Raw genomic sequence first — 19,420 nt, forward strand, 5'->3', positions numbered from 1 at the left:
CGAATTGATCCGTCGTCAGCGCTTGCGCGCGGTGAAAATCAGGTACTCCCACTCCATCACGCCGTTGGTGAGGTATTCGCGGCTGAGTTCGATGAATTCGGCGTCGAGCTGGGCAACTCGTTGGGGGTCGTCGCTGATGTTGCGGTAGGCGTTGATCGTCGGTCCGTAGTAATCCTTGAAGTAATCGACGCATTCTTCGGGTTGCCCGAACCACTCTACCCGCAACGAGCCCCGCTGCGTCCGGACATCGCACACGTGGTCGCTGAACAGGTCGCCGATGTAGTCTTAGCGCCCCCACCACACCTCATGGGGGGGCTCCCATCGGCAGCATCGGCCGGTACGGCCGGAGGGTGGAGAGCAACTTGCCGTAGAACCCCTCCGGCGTCCAACTCAGCACACTGATCTTGCCGCCCCTGCGACACACCCGGGCCAGCTCGTCGGCCGTGCGCTGATGACGCGGAGCGAACATCGCCCCGATCGTCGAAAGCACCGCGTCGAACTCGTTGAACCCGAAGGGCAGGGTCTCGGCATTGGCTTCCCGCCAGCTGAGGTGTACTCCCGCTGCCGCGGCGCGTCGCTGAGCGCTGCGCAGCAGTTCCGGCGTGAGGTCACAGGCGACGACATGAGCACCCGCAACCGCCGCGGCGGTCGACGCATTCCCCGAACCCGCGGCAACGTCGAGGACGCGATCGCTGGGGCGAATGCCGCTGGTGGAGACCAGGATTGGCCCCAGCGGGGCCAGTACTTCATCGGCCAGTACCGCATAGTCGCCCAACGCCCACATGGCCCGATGCGTGGTTGCCGGGGCCCGCCGATCGCTGATTGGTGTGTCAAGAGCCATTGCCCCTCCTGACCGAATTCGGGAAATTTGCTGCGACACCATCGTCGGCGTAAGGCAGGCGCAGGGAAACCAATTCCGATCGTTGCCCGGCGGCGATTGTATACGTGATCAATAATCGCTGTCTACGAATGTAGGGCGCTGCTAGACTCTTCCCTTGCTGCAGCCTGTTTTGTGCGACAACGAACTTGAAAAGCCCAGCGAAATCTGGGGAAGGGGGCCATTAATGTCCACCGAGAACGCGACGGCAGCTGAAGAGTCACTGGACATGATTACCGATGCGCTGCTAACGGCGTCTCGGCTGTTGGTAGGCATCTCGGCGCATTCGATCGCGCAGGTCGATGAGAACATCACCATTCCGCAATTTAGGACCTTGGTCATTCTGTCCAATCGGGGACCGGTCAATCTGGCCACGCTGGCGAACCTGCTTGGGGTGCAGCCGTCGGCGACCGGCCGGATGGTCGACCGTCTCGTCAGCGCCGGGATGATCGACCGACAGCCGCACCCGACCTCGCGTCGTGAACTACTCGCGGTGTTGACCAAGCGTGGTCGTGATCTCGTCCGCCGGGTCACCGCGCACCGGCGCGACGAAATCGCTCGTATCGTCGAGCAAATGCCGCCGGCCGAACGCCAGGGGTTGGTTCGCGCGCTGACCGCGTTCACCGCGGCCGGCGGTGAGCCGGACGCAAATGTCGAGATAGATCTATAGGCTCAGCCTTTTGGCGCCCATTTGGGCTTTGGGTCTCTGGGGTCCTCTCGAAGACGTCGGGATTCAGCCGTTCCGGGCCGCCCGCCGAATTGGCGGGCGGCCCGGAACGGCTGCGGAGCGGCTTACTTCTTGGTGCCGGTCAGAACCAGGTACTCCCATTCCATGACGCCGTCGGTCAGGTATTGGTCGGCGAGTTCAACCAGCTGGGCGTCCAGTTCGGCCGCCAGCACCGCGTTGTCGCCGATGTTCGCGTAGGCCTCGATCGTCGGGCCGTAGTGATTCTTGAAGTAGTCGTGCACGGCCTGCGCCGTTTGGAAGCGCGTGACCTCCAACTGTCCGCGCTGCGTTTGGATGTCGGAGACGTGGTTCCCAAACAGGCCGCGGGCGTAGGCTTCCCGTCCCCACAGCGCAGACGGGGGCAGGGCCGCCGACAGGCTCGGGCGGTAGGGCCGGATGGTGGCCAGCATGCGGCCGAAGAAACCTTCTGGCGTCCAGCTGATCACGCCGATGGTTCCGCCGGTCTTGCAGACGCGGGCCAGTTCGTTGGCTGAGCACTGGTGATCCGGGGCGAACATCACGCCGATCGCCGAGATCACGGTGTCGAACTCGCTGTCGCCGAACGGCAGTGCCTGTGCGTTGGCCTCCTGGTAGTCAAGGGTCAATCCCTGGGCTGCGGCGCGGGCCTTGGACCGTTGCAGCAGTTCGGGTGTCAGGTCCGTCGATACCACCGTGGCGCCCGACTTGGCCGCCGGAAGCGAGATGTTGCCGGAGCCGGCCGCAACGTCGAGCACGCGCACGCCGGGCCCAATGCCGGCGGCAGCGACCAGGATCGGGCCGAGCGGAGCCATCACCTCTTCGGCCATCAATGCGTAGTCGCCCAGTGCCCACATCGCCCGGTGTGTAGCCGCGAGCGATACGTCCTCGCGGATGGGTGTGTCGATAGTCATTCAGAGCTCCTCAAAAGGAAAGGGAAAGGGCTGCGTTACTTCGACATCGTCGTCGCAGGCGCGGCGGGAAAACTCGACTGCATGCTCGCAGAACGTTTCCGCCAAACACAGTATGCAATAGCAAGTTTATAAACGGCTGAGAATCTGGCCATTGAAGATTGTGGTCCACGCCACTTCACAGGCACTTCCTAGACTGTCCCGGTGCGTCTCGTTTTTGCCGGTACCCCCGAAACTGCGCTGCCAGCGCTCCATCAGCTCATCGATTCGCCGCGACACGACGTGATCGCGGTGTTGACCAGGCCCGATGCCGCTTCGGGTCGGCGAGGTAAGCCAGAGCCGTCGCCCGTGGCGCGTGCGGCGCTGGAACGGGGCATCCCGGTGCTGCGGCCGTCACGGCCGAACTCGGCGGAGTTTGTCGCTGAACTATCCGAATTGGCGCCACAGTGCTGTGCGGTGGTCGCCTACGGCGCGCTCCTGGGTGACGCGCTGCTCGGGGTGCCGCCACAGGGCTGGGTCAACCTGCACTTTTCGCTGCTGCCGGCATGGCGTGGTGCGGCGCCGGTGCAAGCCGCCATTGCCGCGGGTGACGCGGTCACTGGGGCCACGACCTTCCAGATCGAGCCCAGTCTGGACTCCGGACCGGTGTATGGGGTGGTCACCGAGACCATCCGGCCCACCGATACCGCTGGCGATCTGCTTGGGCGACTTGCGGTTTCGGGTGCCGAGCTGCTCTCGGCCACCCTGGACGGGATCGCCGAGGGGGCTTTGACAGCGCGCCCGCAACCTGCGGACGGCGTCACGCTGGCGCCGAAAATCTCCGTCGAGCAGGCCAGGGTGCGGTGGGAGTTGCCGGCGCCCATCATCGAGCGTCGGATCCGGGCCGTTACTCCCAATCCGGGCGCCTGGACGCTCATCGGTGACCTGCGGGTCAAGTTGGGGCCGGTGTATCGCGATGCCGCGGCCGAACCTCCCGGCCCCTTGCCCCCAGGTGCGATTCAGGTGGATCGCAAGCACGTGTGGGTCGGCACTGGCTCGGAACCTTTGCGATTGGGCCAGGTCCAGCCGCCGGGCAAGAAGCTGATGAACGCCGCCGACTGGGCACGCGGTGCCCGCCTGGACCCCAGCGTGCGTGCATCATGAGCCCCGGCCAGGACAAACGACAGCGAAACCGACCGGACCGAAAGCCGCGACGCTCGGAGGGCACGGGCGTGCCGAACCAGCGCAGGGGCCCGCGCCGGCGGCCGCTGGACCCGGCGCGCGGCGCCGCGTTCAACGCCTTGCGGGCGGTGAGTGAGCGCAACGCCTACGCCAACCTGGTGCTGCCCGCGCTGCTGAGGGAGCGCGGCATCACCGGCCGCGACGCCGCCTTCGCCACCGAGTTGACCTATGGCGCCTGCCGGGCCAGAGGACTGCTCGACGCCATCATCGGAGCGGCGGCCGGACGTTCGCCCGAGGCGATCGACCCCGTCCTGCTGGACTTGTTGCGGCTAGGTGCCTATCAGCTGTTGCGCACCCGGGTGGACGCCCACGCCGCGGTGTCCACCACGGTCGAACAAGCCGGCATCGAATTCGATTCGGCGCGGGCGGGTTTTGTCAACGCAGTGCTGCGCACGATCGCTGATCGCGATGAGCAATCGTGGGTCCAGGAGCTGGCGCCAGACCCGCGCCGCGACCCCGTCGGGCACGCGGCCTTCGTCCATGCTCACCCACGCTGGATCGCGCAGGCCTTCGCTGACGCGCTGGGCCCGTCGGCGGCGGAACTCGATGCGGTGCTGGCCAGCGATGAAGAGCGTCCACAAGTGCACCTGGCGGCTCGTCCGGGGGTGCTGACGGCCGCCGCATTGGCCGATGAGGTGCGCGGCACCGTGGGCAGGTACTCGCCGTACGCCGTGTACCTGCTCGGTGGTGACCCGGGGCTGCTGGCGCCCGTGCGCGACGTTCAGGCGCTGGTGCAGGACGAGGGCAGTCAGTTGGTGGCGCGGGCGTTGACCCTGGCCCCGGTTGAGGGCGACTCGGGCCGGTGGCTGGACCTGTGCGCGGGGCCGGGCGGCAAGACGGCGCTGCTGGCCGCGCTGGGCGTGGCAACGGGGGCCCGGGTGACCGCCGTGGAGCCGTCGTCGCATCGCGCCGACCTGGTGGCGGACAACACCGGCGGGCTGCCGGTGGATCTCGTCCGTGGTGACGGGCGCTACACCGACCTGGAACCGGTTTTCGACCGGGTACTCGTCGATGCGCCCTGCACCGGCCTGGGCGCCTTGCGCCGGCGGCCGGAAGCCCGCTGGCGCCGGCAACCGTCGGACGTGCCCACCCTGGTCAAGCTGCAGCGTGAGCTGCTGGCCGCGGCGATCAACCTGACTCGTCCGGGCGGGGTGGTGCTCTATGCCACCTGTTCGCCGCACCTGGCCGAAACCGTCGGGGTCGTCGCCGACGCGCTGCGCCGGCACCCGGTGGATGCGCTGGATACCCGAGTACTCTTCGAGCCCATCACCGAGGGCCTGGGGGAGGGGCCGTACGTGCAGCTGTGGCCGCACCGGCACGGCACCGAAGCCATGTTCGCCGCGGCGCTGCGCAGGCGGGCATGAGGCAGCGGGAGCGAATCGCCGACGTGCGCCGCGCGTCGCGCCGCGCGGCTCAGTAATGTGTCGCTCATGCCTAACAGCATCGGGGGTCCCATGATCGCGCCGTCGATCCTGTCAGCTGACTTTGCCCGGCTAGCCGACGAAGCCGCTGCGGTGCGCGGTGCCGATTGGTTGCACGTCGACGTGATGGATGGTCACTTCGTGCCCAATCTGACGCTCGGGCTGCCCGTGGTGGAGAGTCTGCTGGCGGCCAGCGACATTCCAATGGATTGCCATCTCATGATCGACAACCCGGATCGGTGGGCTCCGCCCTACGCCGAGGCCGGGGCTTACAACGTCACGTTTCACGCCGAGGCCACTGACAACCCGATCGCGGTGGCCCGCGACATTCGCGCGGCCGGTGCGAAAGCCGGGTTCAGTGTGAAACCGGGAACCCCGCTGGATCCCTACCTCGAGATCCTGCCGCACTTCGACACCCTGCTGGTGATGTCGGTGGAGCCCGGCTTCGGCGGACAGAGTTTCATTCCCGAGGTGCTCAGCAAGGTGCGGACGGTACGCAAGCTGGTCGATTCGGGTGAGTTGACGATCCTGATCGAGATCGACGGCGGCATCAACGCAGACACCATCGAGCAAGCGGCGGAGGCCGGCGTGGACTGCTTCGTCGCCGGGTCGGCGGTGTATGGAGCCCAGGATCCCGCTGCCGCGGTGGAGGCACTTCGGCGACAGGCCGGGGCCGTTTCCAGCCATCACGGCCGGTGAGCGCCAGATGACAGTCGAACAGGTCAAGAGCCTCGAAGAGGCGATGCGTCTGGCGATCGAGCAGTCGATGCTGTTCAAAGGCACGACGTACCCGAACCCGCCGGTCGGCGCTGTCATTGTCGACCAGGAAGGCCGGGTCGTCGGCATCGGCGGCACCCAGCCCTCCGGTGGTGATCATGCCGAGGTGGTGGCGCTGCGCAAGGCGGGTGGTTTGGCGGCCGGCGCCATAGCGGTGGTCACCATGGAGCCCTGTAACCACTTCGGCAAGACTCCGCCATGTGTGAACGCGTTGATCGAAGCCAGGGTCGGAACGGTGATATACGGCGTCGCCGACCCCAATGGGATCGCAGGTGGGGGCGCGGGGCGGCTGTCGGCCGCCGGCCTGCAGGTGCGATCCGGCGTGCTGGCCGATCATGTGGCGGCCGGACCGTTGCGGGAGTGGCTGCACAAGCAGCGCACCGGGTTGCCGCATGTGACCTGGAAGTACGCCACGAGTATCGATGGCCGTAGCGCTGCCGCCGACGGTTCCAGCCAGTGGATTTCCAGCGAGGCGGCCCGTGCGGATCTGCATCGGCGCCGCGCCATTTCCGATGCGATCGTGGTCGGTACCGGCACCGTGCTGGTTGACGATCCAACCCTGACCGCCCGGCTGTCGGATGGTTCCTTGGCGGCCGAGCAGCCGCTGCGCGTGGTGGTGGGCAAGCGTGACATTCCGCCTGAAGCCAAGGTGCTCAACGACGATGCGCGAACGATGATGATCAAGACCCACGAGCCGGTGGAGGTCCTGCGAGCCCTCTCCGACCGCACCGACGTGTTGCTAGAAGGGGGTCCGACCCTGGCCGGGGCCTTCTTACGGGCCGGAGCCATCAACCGCATCCTTGCCTACGTGGCGCCGATCCTGCTCGGCGGCCCGGTCACCGCCGTTGACGACGTGGGCGTGTCCAGCATCGCGCACGCATTGCGCTGGCAGTTCGACGGCGTCGAGCGGTGCGGCCCCGACCTGTTGCTCAGCCTGGTGTCGCGCTAGCGACTCACGGCCGGGACGCTACGGCCGGTTCCTCCGAGATCTCCGGTTCTTCCGCGTGCTCCTTGCGTCCGCTGACCAGCAGACCCAGCACCGCACCAAAGACGCACACAAACGCGGTGATCGTGAAGATTTCGCCGTACATCAAGGCGAATGCCTGTTGGTATTGGGCTCCGATCGCGGCCGCGCGCTCGAGCAAGGTCGCGTCGGGCGGTACGGCCGCCGACAATCCCGCCAGGATCTGGTTGAACCGGTACAGACCCCAGGCGCTCAGCGCGGCCACACCGATCAACATGCCGGTCATCCGCGCGACCACCACCGCCGCCGAGGCGATGCCATGTTGGGCGGCCGGTACAACTCGCAGCGTGGCCGACGACAGCGGCCCAATCACCAGGCCAAGCCCTAGGCCGGCCACCAGCAGGTCGGCGTGCATGGCGGGCACGGTGAACAAGCCGAAGATGCTGTGCCGATAATCCGGCAGATCGACGGGCCAATGCGAAATCAGCAAATAGCCGCCGGCGGCGATCAGTAGCCCGACAAACGTCACCGCCCGGTCGCCGACTCTGGTGGCAATCCACCCGCCGGTCACCGCGCCGATCGGAAGGGCGATCAGGAACCACAGCAGCATCCCCGCCGCCTGGGTCTGGTCCATGCTCAGCACGCCCTGGCCGAACAACTCCACGTTCACCAGAGTCACCATCAGCGCGGCACCCGCGGCCACCGATGAACCCAGGGCGGCCAAGAACGGCCGGAAATGCACCCCATTCGGGTCGATCAGCCGGGTTCGAGCGAACCGTTCCCAGGCGAAGAACGCCACCGCGGCCACGATCGCGCCGGTCAGCACCGGTAGTCCGTAGCTCGGCAACACCTCTTTGCCGTCCGGATTGGGGTTGTACAGCCCGATGACGGCGAGCCCCAACGCGATTGCCAGCAGCGCACCGCCAACCAGATCGATCTTCTCCGGCTCTGCGTTCTTGTCGTGCGCCCGCAGGCTGAATTGGATCATCAGCATGGCGATCGCGGTCAGGGGGACGTTGATCCAGAAGACGTCTCGCCAGTCATGGAACAACCAGACGATGAAAATCCCGTAGAGCGGCCCCAGCACGCTGCCGAGTTCCTGGGCGGCTCCGATACCGCCGAGGACGCCGGCGCGGTTTCGTTGTGCCCACAGATCTGCACCCAGCGCCAAGGTGATCGGCAGCAGCGCACCGCTGGCCACACCTTGAAGTGCCCGGCCGGCGAGCAGCATATGGAAATCGCCGAAATGCCCCGCCAGCGCGGTGACCACCGAGCCGGCGGCGAATCCGAGCAAGCTGACCTGCAGCATCAGCTTGCGGCCGAACCGGTCGGAAGCCCGTCCCAGCAGCGGCATCGCGGCGATGTAGCCGAGCAGATACCAGGTGACGATCCAGGTGATCCGCTGCAATTGGTTAACCGGGATGCCGACGCTGCCCATGATGTCGCGCATGATGGTGACCACGACGTAGGTGTCGAGGGCGCCCAGCAATACCGCCAGGCTTCCGGCGCTGATGGCGACGCGGCGCCCTGTCTGCGTGCTCATCAGCTCACCGGGGGCTTGCTGACGCTGACCTGCTCGCCCCACTTGGACAAGGTCATCTGGACGGAATTGCCCGACCCGCGGTCCAGTTTGGCTTGCACCAGCTGATGGTCACCGTTCTCCTGAATCCACACGGTGCCCGGCACGGGTTCTGTTGCATTGAACGGGGGCGCGATCTGGTTCACCGCCTCGGCAGTGACCTTTCCGGTGATCCGGATCGTGGTCTGTCCGTCGATGGTGTCGCGACCGTCGGCCTTGGCGTCCTGGAGATTGGCCAGCACATTGGCCAGGCCAACTTGCGGGTTCATGATCTGCGACGGGTCGTAGATGTCGGCAGCCGGGCCGAAATCACTCCACTTGTTCGGGGTGAGGGTGGCATACAGGGTTCCGTCCACCACCACGAAATCGGCGTCGATCGCAGATCCGCCGAGCGTGAGCTCGACGTTTCCCTTCGCGGCGGTCGGGTTGGTGGTCAGATCGCCGGAGAGCGTCTTCATCCACAGGCCGGGGATCTTGCCGTTCACGGTGAGGACCAAGTGCGCGCTCTTGAGGTTCCTGGTGAGCTCGGTTGCTTGCTTCACCAACGGTGTCGCATCGGGTAGTGGTCCGCCGCTGTCCTTCGTGCCCGACGAGCAGCCGGCAACCAGGGCGGTGGCGGTGCCGAGGGCGGCGAGGACAGCGAATAGACGGCGGCGGGTCTGCATACCCTGCATCGTAGAGGGTGCCGCCGACCGGGTCGGGTAACGCGGGATGTGCAGCGCGCTACACAACGGCGTTTGTCGCGGCCCGCCGAGGGCCAATTAGCCTGGTGCAATGTTCACCGGAATAGTCGAGGAACTCGGCGAAATCACCGACCGGAGCACCCTCACCGATGCGGCACGCTTGACCATTCGTGGCCCGATCGTTACCGCCGACGCCGGTCATGGTGATTCGATCGCAGTCAACGGTGTCTGCCTGACGGTGGTGGAGGTGCTCGCCGACGGCCAGTTCACCGCCGATGTGATGGCCGAGACGCTGAACCGGTCCAACCTGGGGGAACTACAGGTCGGTAGCCAGGTCAATTTGGAGCGTGCCGCGGCCGTCAACAGCCGCCTCGGTGGGCACATCGTCCAGGGCCATGTCGACGGGACCGGCGAGATCATCGCCCGGAGCCCGTCGGAGCACTGGGAAGTGGCGCGCATTCAGGTCCCAGCGACGGTGGCCCGCTATGTCGTGGAGAAGGGATCGATCACCGTCGACGGAATTTCCCTGACCGTCTCCGATCTAGGTGCGCAGCCTCGGGACTGGTTCGAGGTTTCGCTGATTCCGACCACCAGAGAGCTCACCACGCTGGGACAAGCGCCGGTGGGTACGCAGGTAAACCTGGAGGTGGACGTGATCGCCAAATATGTCGAACGACTGATGCAATCCGGACCGACAGCCGACCCGGCGCACTAGCGCGGTAGGAAACCGGTCAGAATCAGCGGGCAGGGACCTCAAAGCCGCAAGACAGTAACTGTGGCGGTGCGGTAGTCCATACTGATTGCAGCACGTGAAACATCTCGTGTGAGTAGGTCTGACAGCAAGGTAGCAAAGATGACGAGGTTAGACTCCGTCGAGCGAGCGGTTGCCGACATTGGTGCGGGCAAGGCTGTCATCGTCATCGATGACGAGGACCGCGAGAACGAGGGCGACCTGATCTTCGCCGCCGAGAAGGCAACACCGGAGTTGGTGGCGTTCATGGTGCGCTACACCTCTGGGTACCTGTGCGTCCCGCTGGATGGAGCGGTGTGTGACCGGCTGGGACTGCTGCCGATGTACGCGGTCAACCAGGACAAGCACGGTACCGCCTACACCGTTACGGTGGATGCGAAAACTGGCGTGGGAACTGGTATTTCAGCTTCCGACCGAGCGACCACGATGCGGCTGCTTGCCGATCCGGCGAGTGTGGCCGAAGACTTCACCCGTCCCGGTCACGTCGTTCCATTGCGCGCCAAGGACGGCGGGGTGTTACGCCGCCCCGGCCATACCGAGGCAGCGGTGGACCTGGCCAGGATGGCTGGCCTGCAGCCCGCGGGCGCGATCTGTGAGATCGTCAGCCAAAAAGATGAAGGGTCGATGGCCCAGACCGACGAGCTGCGGGTCTTCGCCGACGAACACGGGCTGGCACTGATTACCATCGCCGACCTGATCGAATGGCGGCGTAAGCACGAGAAACACATCGAGCGCGTTGCCGAGGCCCGGATTCCGACCCGGCACGGGGAGTTTCGCGCCATCGGATACACCAGCATCTATGAAGACGTCGAGCACGTTGCACTGGTGCGCGGCGAGATCGCCGGGCCGAACAGCAGCGGCGACGACGTATTGGTGCGGGTGCACTCGGAGTGTCTGACCGGCGACGTTTTCGGGTCACGTCGTTGTGACTGCGGGCCCCAGCTCGACGCAGCCATGGCCATGGTCGCCAGGGAGGGGCGTGGGGTGGTGCTGTACATGTGCGGACACGAGGGCCGCGGCATCGGGTTGTTGCACAAGCTGCAGGCCTATCAACTCCAGGACGCCGGGGATGACACCGTCGACGCCAACCTCAAGCTCGGTCTGCCCGCTGATGCACGCGACTATGGGATCGGGGCCCAGATTCTGGTTGATCTGGGGGTCCGTTCGATGCGGCTGCTGACCAACAACCCGGCAAAGCGGGTAGGGCTGGACGGTTACGGTTTGCACATCATCGAGCGGGTCCCGTTGCCGGTGCGGGCCAATGCGGAGAACATCCGCTATCTGATGACCAAGCGCGACCGGATGGGACATGACTTGACCGGACTAGACGACTTTCACGAATCGGTGCACCTGCCAGGGGAATTCGGTGGTGCTTTGTGAGCGGTGGCGCCGGCATTCCGGACGTGCCGGCGTTCGACGCTTCCGGCGTTCGGCTGGCTATCGTCGCCAGCACCTGGCACACCAAGATTTGTGATGCCCTGCTCGCCGGTGCGCGCAACACGGCTGCCGATTCCGGAATCGACAACCCGACGGTGGTGCGCGTCCTGGGGGCGATCGAAATTCCGGTGGTGGCACAGGAACTGACTCGAAATCACGACGCTGTGGTCGCGTTGGGTGTGGTAATACGTGGTGAGACACCGCATTTCGACTACGTTTGTGATGCGGTGACCCAGGGTCTGACCCGGGTCTCGCTGGACTCCTCCACGCCGGTGGCCAATGGGGTTTTGACCACCAACTCCGAGGAACAGGCGCTCAACCGGGCTGGCCTGCCAACCTCAGATGAGGACAAGGGCGCGCAGGCGACCGCGGCGGCGTTGACCACCGCGTTGACCCTGCGCGAGCTGCGTGCTGAGGCATGACCGACGAAGCGCAACGCGCCGAGTGGGACGTCGTCTTGCGTCCCTACTGGACACCGGTTGTCGCGTACACCGCGGCGATCCTGATCGTGGCGGCGCATGTAGCCGGTGGATTGTTCCTCAAGGTGGGCTCGAGCGGGATGATATTTCAGACCGGTGATCAAGTGGCGATGGGCGCCCTCGGGCTCATTCTCGCCGGTGCTGTGCTGCTGTTCACCCGACCGCGGCTAAGGATCGGTGCTGCGGGCATCTCGGTGCGTAATCTGTTGGGCTATAAGCTGATTCCTTGGAAAGACGTGGTCGGTGTGTCGTTTCCTGGGGGCAGTCGCTGGGCGCGAGTCGACTTGCCCGATGACGAGTACATCCCGGTGATGGCGATTCAGGCCGTGGACAAGGAGCGTGCGGTTGCGTCAATGGACGCGGTGCGCTCACTGCTGACCCAATATCGCCCGGACCTGCCCGCCCGCTGAGTCGCGCTACGATCGGCCGATGACGCGTCTTGGGCGTAGCTGCGCGGCGGTGGTGTTGCTCGTCGTGGTGGTGGCGATGACTGCGTGCACCAATTCCGTTGCCGGTCGCGCGATTCGGGCCTCCGGTCAGCCGCGTGCCCACATCTCGGCTCGTGACTTGTTGTCGCAGGATGGGGACAACACGCCGCTGGGGCCGGCGTCTTCGACTCGGGTGGGCGAAACCTATTTCACCAGCGCCCGGCCACCCGAATGCATGGCCGCGGTGTTGTTCAAAGGTTCGCCGCTACGGCCACCGGGCTCGGCGGACTTCGCCGAGTCCGCATACCGAGTGCAGGCTACGGCGATGTATGCCGAGTCGGTCGATGTCTACAACAGCCCGTTGAATCCTCACGACGTGGTGCAGAACGGATTCCGCGCGGTGTCGCAATGCCATGGCGACGCATTTGCCGGGTATCCGGCGGGGGAGTTCGGGCCGATCACGCTCAAGTCCTTCGGCACCCCGGCCGAGGGTGTGCTGGTGTGGAGCATGGGCCGTTCGGATTGGAACTGCGACTACGGCCTGGCGGTGGTGCCGCGGGCCGCTCTGGTCATATCCGCGTGTGACCAAAATTCCGGATTTCCGATGGCGGAGTGGGCGGTCACCCGACGGGCGCAGCTCGACGACCGGGTCTGACACGAGTCGGGGGAAGTGTCGCCATCGGCTGCTAGTGTCGAATGTATGTTCGAGTATTGGTATGCCTCCCGTCCCACGGCGGAGTCGAATGCGCTGTTGGAGAGGGCGCGAGAGGCATCTCGCCGGGAGGCTGCGGCCGCGGCCGAACGGCTGGACGTGGTCGGTGCATTGTTCGTGCTGCGGTGCAGGGAGTCCGGCGACCGTGCCGAATGGGCGACGGATACTTGGGAGGCGGTCGCCGCGCAGGTGGCTGCCGCATTGCTAACCAGCGTGGCGATGGGCTCGTGCTATTTGCGTTATGCGATGGCGATGCGCAACCGATTGCCGAAGGTGGGGCAGGCCTTCCGCGCCGGAGATATCGATTATCGGGCATTCCAGACGATCGTGTTTCGCACCGACCTCATCACCGACGCCGAGGTGCTGGCGAAGGTGGACGCACAGCTCGCCGCGCTGTTGGCGCGATGTCCTGCGGTAACTCGAGGTCGGCTGTCCGTTGCGGTCGATCAAGTGGTGGCCGATGTCGATCGCGATGCCGTGCGCCGCGCTGCCGAGGCGGCCGACGGTCGATTCGTCGATGTGGATGTGATCGCCGACGGTTCGGGCTTGGCCGCGCTGACCGGAAGCGTGCTCGCGACCGCGGGGCGAGCCTTTGGCCGGCGCCTCGACGAGCTTGCGAACACGGTGTGCGCCGCCGACCCGCGCACCCGTGAGCAGCGCCGCGCCGACGCGGTGGGGGCGCTGGTGGCGGGCAGTGATCGGTTGGCGTGCGGCTGCACGTCCGCCGCTTGCACTGCCGCGGCGCGGTCAGCTCCGAGCAACGTGGTGATTCACGTTGTTGCCGATCAATCGACTGTCGACGGAACCGGTCACACGCCCGCTGTGTTGCCCGCCGCCGAAGGGCTGATCCCGGCCTCATTGATCGCCGAGCTGGCCAAGGTCGCCACACTGCGGCCGCTGATGCGACCGTCAGGGCACCCCGAGTCCGGATACGCGCCATCGGCGGGGCTCGCCGACTTCGTGCGGTGTCGTGATCTGACGTGTCGAGCACCCGGCTGCGACCAGCCGGCAGTTTCCTGTGATCTGGACCATACCGTTGCATACGGTGACGGCGGGCACACGCACGCGTCGAACTTGAAGTGCCTGTGCTGCAGACACCATCTGCTGAAAACGTTCTGGGGCTGGCGCGACCTGCAGCTACCCGACGGTACGGTGATCTGGCTGCTGCCCGACGGGCACACCTACGTGACCACCCCGGGGAGCGCGCTGCTGTTTCCGAACCTATGCGTGCCGACCGAGGAGCTACCGCCAATCGTGGGCACGGCCGGCAGCCCCCGCGCTGGCCGAGCGGCGAGGATGCCGACCCGTGCCCGAACCCGCGCACAAAACCGGGCGAATCGAATCGACACCGAGCGCCGATGCAATCGCAGGGCGCTGGAAGCCGTCGGCGGCGTCCACGCCGACCGGTACGACACCCCGGAGCCGACAATCGGTCCCGACGAGCCGCCGCCCCTCTAGCGGCTACTAGCCTGGGTACGTGCCAGATCCCGCGACGTATCGCCCCGCGCCCGGGTCCATCCCGGTCGAGCCGGGGGTGTACCGATTCCGGGACCCGCATGGGCGAGTCATCTATGTCGGCAAGGCCAAGAGCCTGCGCAGCAGGCTGACGTCGTATTTTGCCGACATCGCGCACTTGCAGCCGAGGACCCGCCAGATGGTGACCACCGCCGCAAAGGTCGAGTGGACGGTGGTCAACACAGAGGTGGAGGCGCTGCAGCTCGAGTACAACTGGATCAAGGAATTCGATCCTCGCTTCAACGTTCGCTACCGCGATGACAAGTCATATCCGGTGCTGGCCGTCACGCTCAACGAAGATTTTCCCCGGCTCATGGTCTATCGCGGTCCACGGCGCAAAGGGGTCCGCTATTTCGGGCCCTACTCGCACGCGTGGGCGATCCGCGAGACAGTGGATCTGCTTACCCGGGTGTTTCCGGCGCGCACCTGCTCGATGGGAGTGTTCAAGCGGCACAAGCAGATAGACAGGCCATGCCTGCTCGGCTATATCGACAAGTGCTCGGCTCCCTGTATCGGCAGGGTCAGCAAAGAGCAGCATCGCCAGATTGTCGATGATTTCTGCGACTTTCTCTCCGGTAAGACCGACCGATACGCCCGCGAGCTGGAACAGCAGATGAACGCCGCTGCGGAGAACCTCGACTTCGAGCGCGCCGCACGGCTGCGAGATGACCGGTCTGCATTGAAGCGCGCGATGGAAAAGCAAGCCGTGGTGCTGGGGGACGGCACCGACGCGGACGTGGTGGCATTTGCCGACGACGAACTCGATGCGGCGGTGCAGGTGTTCCATGTCCGCGGCGGTCGGGTTCGCGGTCAGCGCGGCTGGGTGGTCGAAAAGCCCAGTGCACCAGATGTTTCCGTTGAGGAACAGTTGGTGGAGCAATTCCTGGCTCAGTTCTATGGCGACCAGGCGGAGTTGGGCGGTGCCGCCGATGAGTCGGTCAACCCGGTTCCCCGCGAGGTACTGGTGCCGTGCCTGCCCTCCAACGCCGACCAACTGTCCAGCTGGTTGTCCGGCTTGCGCGGCTCGCGGGTCACGCTGCGCGTGCCGCGCCGCGGAGACAAGCGCGCGCTGGCCGAAACCGTGCAGCGAAATGCGAAAGAGGCGCTGCAGCAGCACAAGCTGAAGCGGGCCGGTGACTTCAAGGCCAGATCTGCTGCACTGCAGAATATTCAGGAGGCGCTTGGGCTGGCCGATGCGCCGTTGCGCATCGAGTGCGTCGACATCAGCCACGTGCAGGGCACCGATGTGGTCGCCTCGCTGGTGGTCTTTGAGGACGGCCTACCGCGCAAGTCCGACTACCGTCACTTCGCCATCCGGGAAGCGGCTGGGCAGGGCCGCTCCGACGACGTTGCATCCATTGCCGAAGTGACTCGACGCCGGTTCCAGCGCCACCTGAGCGAACAGAACGATCCGAATCTGCTTTCCCCGGAAGGAAAATCTCGCCGGTTCGCCTATCCGCCCAATCTCTATGTCGTTGACGGCGGTGCGCCGCAGGTCAACGCCGCCAGCGCCGTTCTCGAGGAGCTGGGTATCGTCGACGTCGCGGTGATCGGCCTGGCCAAGCGGCTGGAAGAAGTATGGGTGCCCTCCGAGCCGGATCCGATCATCATGCCGCGTAACAGCGAGGGCCTTTACTTGCTGCAGCGGGTGCGCGACGAGGCGCACCGATTCGCCATCACCTACCATCGGAGCAAGCGATCCAAGCGGATGACGGCGTCGGCGCTGGATGCGGTGCCCGGATTGGGAGAGCACCGTCGCAAGGCGCTCGTCACCCATTTCGGATCGATAGCCCGCCTCAAGGAGGCCACCGTCGACCAGATCACCGCGGTACCGGGTATTGGCGTAGCAACGGCAACTGCCGTGCTCGAGGCGTTGTGTCCCGACCAGCCGGGGGGTGCCCAATGACCAACCATATTGCGGGTGGCGGGAATCCGCCTGGTCCAGAAGGCGACGCCTCGGCCGGTATCGACGTGGTGCTGGTGACCGGGCTGTCCGGGGCGGGCCGCGGCACGGCGGCCAAGGTACTGGAGGACTTGGGCTGGTATGTCGCGGATAACCTGCCTCCGCAGCTAATCACCCGAATGGTGGATTTCGGGCTGGCGGCCGGATCACGCATCACCCAACTCGCCGTGGTGATGGACGTTCGGTCACGGGGCTTCACCGGCGACCTGGATTCGGTGCGCAACGAACTGGCCACCCGCAACATCACCCCCCGAGTGGTGTTCATGGAGGCATCGGACGACATGTTGGTGCGCCGCTACGAACAGAATCGCCGTAGCCACCCGCTGCAGGGCGGACACACACTTGCCGAGGGGATGGCCGCCGAGCGCAAGATGCTCGAGCCGGTGCGCGCCACCGCTGACCTCATCATCGACACGTCCACGCTCTCGGTGCGCGGGCTGCGGGAGAACATCGAACGAGCTTTCGGCGGCGACGCCGCGGCGATCACCAGCGTCACCGTAGAGTCCTTCGGCTTCAAGTACGGACTGCCGATGGACGCGGACATGGTCATGGACGTGCGGTTTTTGCCCAACCCGCACTGGGTCGACGAGCTGCGGCCACTGACCGGCCAACATCAGGCGGTCAGCGACTACGTCCTGGGCCGGCCGGGCGCGTCCGAGTTTCTGCAGACCTACCATGGGCTGCTATCCCTGGTCGTGGAGGGCTATCGTCGGGAGGGCAAGCGCTACATGACGGTCGCGATCGGCTGCACCGGTGGCAAGCATCGCAGCGTCGCCATCGCCGAAGCACTGGTGGGGCTGCTGCGGTCGAATTCGCGACTTTCGGTGCGGGTGCTGCACCGGGATCTGGGCCGCGAATGAATTCACCGGCGAGCCATAGCATCGTTGCTTTGGGTGGCGGACACGGGCTATACGCGACGCTGTCGGCGGCTCGTCGGCTCACTCCCTACGTCACCGCGATCGTGACCGTTGCCGACGACGGTGGATCCTCGGGTCGGCTACGTAGCGAACTCGACGTGATACCGCCGGGTGATTTGCGAATGGCGCTGGCGGCCTTGGCATCCGACAGTCCGTACGGCCGGCTTTGGGCGACCATTCTGCAGCATCGGTTCGGTGGCAGCGGCGCGCTGGCCGGGCATCCGATCGGCAACCTGTTGCTGGCCGGCCTGTCCGAGGTGCTGGCCGATCCGGTAGCGGCGCTCGACGAACTCGGGCGCATTCTCGGCGTCAAGGGCCGGGTGCTGCCGATGTGTCCGATTGCGCTGCAGATCGAAGCCGACGTTTCCGGGCTGGAGTCTGATCCGCGGATGTTCCGGCTGATCCGCGGCCAGGTGGCGGTGGCCACCACCCCGGGAAAGGTGAGACGGGTGCGGTTGCGGCCGGCCGACCCACCGGCGACCCGCCAGGCTGTCGACGCCATCATGGCCGCCGATCTCATCGTCTTAGGTCCCGGGTCGTGGTTCACCAGTGTGATTCCGCATGTGCTGGTGCCAGGGCTGTTCGCGGCGTTGCAGGCCACGTCGGCGCGTCGCGCGCTGGTGCTCAACCTGGTGGCCGAGCCGGGGGAGACGGCCGGTTTCTCGGTTGAGCGTCACCTGCACGTCCTGGCCCAGCATGCCCCGGGGTTCACGGTCCACGACATAATCATCGACGCGGACCGGGTGCCTAGCGATCGAGAGAAGGAGCAACTTCGCCGCACGGCAACAATGCTTCAGGCCGAGGTCCACTTCGCCGACGTTGCCCGACCTGGTACACCTTTACATGACCCGGGCAAGCTAGCGGCCGTCCTGGATGCAGTGCGGGTCCGTGACAGGGACCTCACGACGCCTCCGGTGACGAGTCCGCAGGAGATACCGATCGAGGGCGGACGTCAACAGACCGGTGGGCCCGGGGCGGGTGGCAACAGACCGAAGGGTGACGACGCGTGGCGATGACGACTGAAGTCAAGGACGAACTGAGTCGCCTAGTAGTCAAATCGGTCAGCGCCCGGCGCGCTGAGGTCACTTCGCTGCTCAGATTCGCCGGGGGCCTGCACATAGTGGCTGGGCGCGTCGTCGTCGAGGCCGAGGTGGATCTGGGCAGCATCGCACGGCGGCTGCGCAAAGACATCTTCGACCTCTATGGCTACAGCGCGGTGGTGCACGTGCTGTCGGCCAGCGGGATCCGCAAGAACACCCGGTACGTGCTGCGGGTCGCCAACGACGGCGAAGCGCTGGCGCGTCAGACCGGACTGCTCGACATGCGGGGCCGTCCGGTGCGTGGCCTGCCGGCCCAGGTGGTCGGCGGCAGTATCGGCGACGCGGAAGCCGCGTGGCGGGGCGCTTTTCTGGCGCATGGGTCACTGACCGAACCCGGGCGCTCGTCGGCACTGGAGGTCAGCTGCCCGGGCCCGGCAGCTGCCCTGGCGCTGGTGGGGGCCGCCCGCAGGCTCGGGGTGGGTGCCAAGGCCCGTGAGGTCCGCGGAGCCGATCGCGTGGTGGTGCGCGACGGCGAGGCGATCGGTGCCCTGCTGACCCGAATGGGGGCGCAGGACACCAGGCTGGTCTGGGAAGAGCGCCGGATGCGTCGCGAGGTGCGCGCGACGGCCAACCGGCTGGCCAATTTCGATGATGCCAATCTGCGCCGCTCGGCGCGCGCGGCGGTGGCGGCGGCCGCCAGGGTGGAACGAGCGCTGGAGATCCTCGGTGACACGGTGCCCGATCATCTGGCCTCGGCCGGCAAACTGCGTGTCGAGCATCGCCAGGCATCGCTGGAGGAGCTGGGCCGCCTCGCCGATCCACCGATGACGAAAGATGCTGTGGCGGGTCGGATTCGGCGGCTGCTGTCGATGGCCGATCGCAAGGCGAAGGTGGAAGGAATTCCCGACACCGAATCGGCGGTGACGCCCGACTTGCTCGAGGATGCGTAGTCCGCGCAAGCACTGCTTGCGGGGCCGTCGCACGACGACGGCGCGTTGTGAGATTTCTGGGAGTGCTGGCCCTAGCAGCTCACGGGAGGTTA

General features: G+C 66.0%; 18 protein-coding genes and 1 pseudogene. 15 read left to right on the forward strand and 4 right to left on the reverse strand.

Annotated features, from left to right (window positions below; all coding sequences use genetic code 11):
- Positions 1 to 15: 15 nt before the first annotated feature.
- Positions 16 to 841, reverse strand: a pseudogene (locus G6N41_RS15525) (class I SAM-dependent methyltransferase).
- A 223-nt stretch (positions 842 to 1,064) separates the two neighbouring features.
- Here G6N41_RS15525 and G6N41_RS15530 point away from each other — a divergent pair.
- Entirely contained in the window at positions 1,065 to 1,547 is a 483-nt protein-coding gene (locus G6N41_RS15530) for a MarR family winged helix-turn-helix transcriptional regulator (RefSeq protein WP_020728558.1), read from the forward strand.
- A 122-nt stretch (positions 1,548 to 1,669) separates the two neighbouring features.
- On the opposite strand, the gene G6N41_RS15535 is transcribed toward G6N41_RS15530, so the two are convergent.
- The gene (locus tag G6N41_RS15535) at positions 1,670 to 2,494 is read right to left on the reverse strand and encodes a class I SAM-dependent methyltransferase (RefSeq protein WP_012393978.1); all 825 of its coding nucleotides are present in this window, start codon (positions 2,492 to 2,494) and stop codon (positions 1,670 to 1,672) included.
- A gap of 201 nt (positions 2,495 to 2,695) precedes the next feature.
- Between G6N41_RS15535 and fmt the strand changes: the two genes are divergently transcribed.
- Genes fmt through ribD form a run of 4 tightly spaced genes read left to right on the forward strand, consistent with a single transcriptional unit; the run spans position 2,696 to position 6,859 of the window.
- Positions 2,696 to 3,634: a methionyl-tRNA formyltransferase gene (fmt, locus tag G6N41_RS15540; protein ID WP_198913285.1), complete on the forward strand. Its 939-nt coding sequence runs from the start codon at positions 2,696 to 2,698 to the stop codon at positions 3,632 to 3,634.
- Positions 3,631 to 5,076, forward strand: a complete 1,446-nt coding sequence (locus G6N41_RS15545) for an RsmB/NOP family class I SAM-dependent RNA methyltransferase (RefSeq protein WP_407663631.1) — start codon at positions 3,631 to 3,633, stop codon at positions 5,074 to 5,076. Before fmt ends, G6N41_RS15545 begins: the two co-directional genes overlap by 4 nt.
- 57 nt (positions 5,077 to 5,133) lie before the next feature.
- The gene (rpe, locus tag G6N41_RS15550; protein ID WP_085979811.1) at positions 5,134 to 5,832 is read left to right on the forward strand and encodes a ribulose-phosphate 3-epimerase; all 699 of its coding nucleotides are present in this window, start codon (positions 5,134 to 5,136) and stop codon (positions 5,830 to 5,832) included.
- A 7-nt stretch (positions 5,833 to 5,839) separates the two neighbouring features.
- Entirely contained in the window at positions 5,840 to 6,859 is a 1,020-nt protein-coding gene (gene ribD, locus G6N41_RS15555; protein WP_198913287.1) for a bifunctional diaminohydroxyphosphoribosylaminopyrimidine deaminase/5-amino-6-(5-phosphoribosylamino)uracil reductase RibD, read from the forward strand.
- 4 nt (positions 6,860 to 6,863) lie between these two features.
- On the opposite strand, the gene G6N41_RS15560 is transcribed toward ribD, so the two are convergent.
- Together G6N41_RS15560 and G6N41_RS15565 are read right to left on the reverse strand one after the other, a co-directional pair.
- Positions 6,864 to 8,417 (reverse strand): MFS transporter, encoded by a 1,554-nt coding sequence (locus tag G6N41_RS15560; protein ID WP_198913288.1) that lies wholly within the window; start codon positions 8,415 to 8,417, stop codon positions 6,864 to 6,866.
- Positions 8,417 to 9,118: an LppX_LprAFG lipoprotein gene (locus G6N41_RS15565; protein ID WP_198913289.1), complete on the reverse strand. Its 702-nt coding sequence runs from the start codon at positions 9,116 to 9,118 to the stop codon at positions 8,417 to 8,419. Before G6N41_RS15565 ends, G6N41_RS15560 begins: the two co-directional genes overlap by 1 nt.
- A 109-nt stretch (positions 9,119 to 9,227) precedes the next feature.
- On the opposite strand from G6N41_RS15565, the gene G6N41_RS15570 reads away from it, so the two are divergent.
- The 10 genes from G6N41_RS15570 (at position 9,228) to whiA (ending at position 19,328) form a co-directional block, all read left to right on the forward strand.
- A complete protein-coding gene (locus G6N41_RS15570; protein WP_198913290.1) occupies positions 9,228 to 9,851 on the forward strand; it encodes a riboflavin synthase in 624 nt (207 codons plus the stop codon).
- 138 nt (positions 9,852 to 9,989) lie between these two features.
- On the forward strand, positions 9,990 to 11,267 hold the full coding sequence (locus G6N41_RS15575; RefSeq protein ID WP_198913291.1) for a bifunctional 3,4-dihydroxy-2-butanone-4-phosphate synthase/GTP cyclohydrolase II: 1,278 nt from the start codon (positions 9,990 to 9,992) through the stop codon (positions 11,265 to 11,267).
- Complete coding sequence (gene ribH / locus G6N41_RS15580) at positions 11,264 to 11,746, forward strand: 6,7-dimethyl-8-ribityllumazine synthase (protein WP_020728563.1); 483 nt, start codon at positions 11,264 to 11,266, stop codon at positions 11,744 to 11,746. Before G6N41_RS15575 ends, ribH begins: the two co-directional genes overlap by 4 nt.
- The gene (locus tag G6N41_RS15585) at positions 11,743 to 12,213 is read left to right on the forward strand and encodes a PH domain-containing protein (protein ID WP_038579449.1); all 471 of its coding nucleotides are present in this window, start codon (positions 11,743 to 11,745) and stop codon (positions 12,211 to 12,213) included. The genes ribH and G6N41_RS15585 overlap by 4 nt, the downstream gene beginning before the upstream one ends.
- Before the next feature lie 19 nt (positions 12,214 to 12,232).
- Entirely contained in the window at positions 12,233 to 12,886 is a 654-nt protein-coding gene (locus G6N41_RS15590) for a hypothetical protein (protein WP_198913292.1), read from the forward strand.
- Positions 12,887 to 12,931: 45 nt separating this feature from the next.
- On the forward strand, positions 12,932 to 14,401 hold the full coding sequence (locus tag G6N41_RS15595; protein ID WP_198913293.1) for an HNH endonuclease signature motif containing protein: 1,470 nt from the start codon (positions 12,932 to 12,934) through the stop codon (positions 14,399 to 14,401).
- Positions 14,402 to 14,420: 19 nt separating this feature from the next.
- A complete protein-coding gene (gene uvrC, locus G6N41_RS15600; protein WP_198913294.1) occupies positions 14,421 to 16,364 on the forward strand; it encodes an excinuclease ABC subunit UvrC in 1,944 nt (647 codons plus the stop codon).
- Positions 16,361 to 17,281, forward strand: a complete 921-nt coding sequence (rapZ, locus tag G6N41_RS15605; RefSeq protein ID WP_198913295.1) for an RNase adapter RapZ — start codon at positions 16,361 to 16,363, stop codon at positions 17,279 to 17,281. Before uvrC ends, rapZ begins: the two co-directional genes overlap by 4 nt.
- Positions 17,278 to 18,354 carry a YvcK family protein gene (locus G6N41_RS15610; protein ID WP_020728569.1) on the forward strand — a complete coding sequence of 359 codons (1,077 nt, stop codon included), beginning with the start codon at positions 17,278 to 17,280 and terminating at the stop codon, positions 18,352 to 18,354. The genes rapZ and G6N41_RS15610 overlap by 4 nt, the downstream gene beginning before the upstream one ends.
- Positions 18,351 to 19,328, forward strand: a complete 978-nt coding sequence (gene whiA / locus G6N41_RS15615) for a DNA-binding protein WhiA (RefSeq protein WP_198913296.1) — start codon at positions 18,351 to 18,353, stop codon at positions 19,326 to 19,328. The genes G6N41_RS15610 and whiA overlap by 4 nt, the downstream gene beginning before the upstream one ends.
- Positions 19,329 to 19,420: the final 92 nt, after the last annotated feature.

It is taken from the genome of Mycobacterium shottsii (assembly GCF_010728525.1).
GTDB lineage: Bacteria > Actinomycetota > Actinomycetes > Mycobacteriales > Mycobacteriaceae > Mycobacterium > Mycobacterium marinum.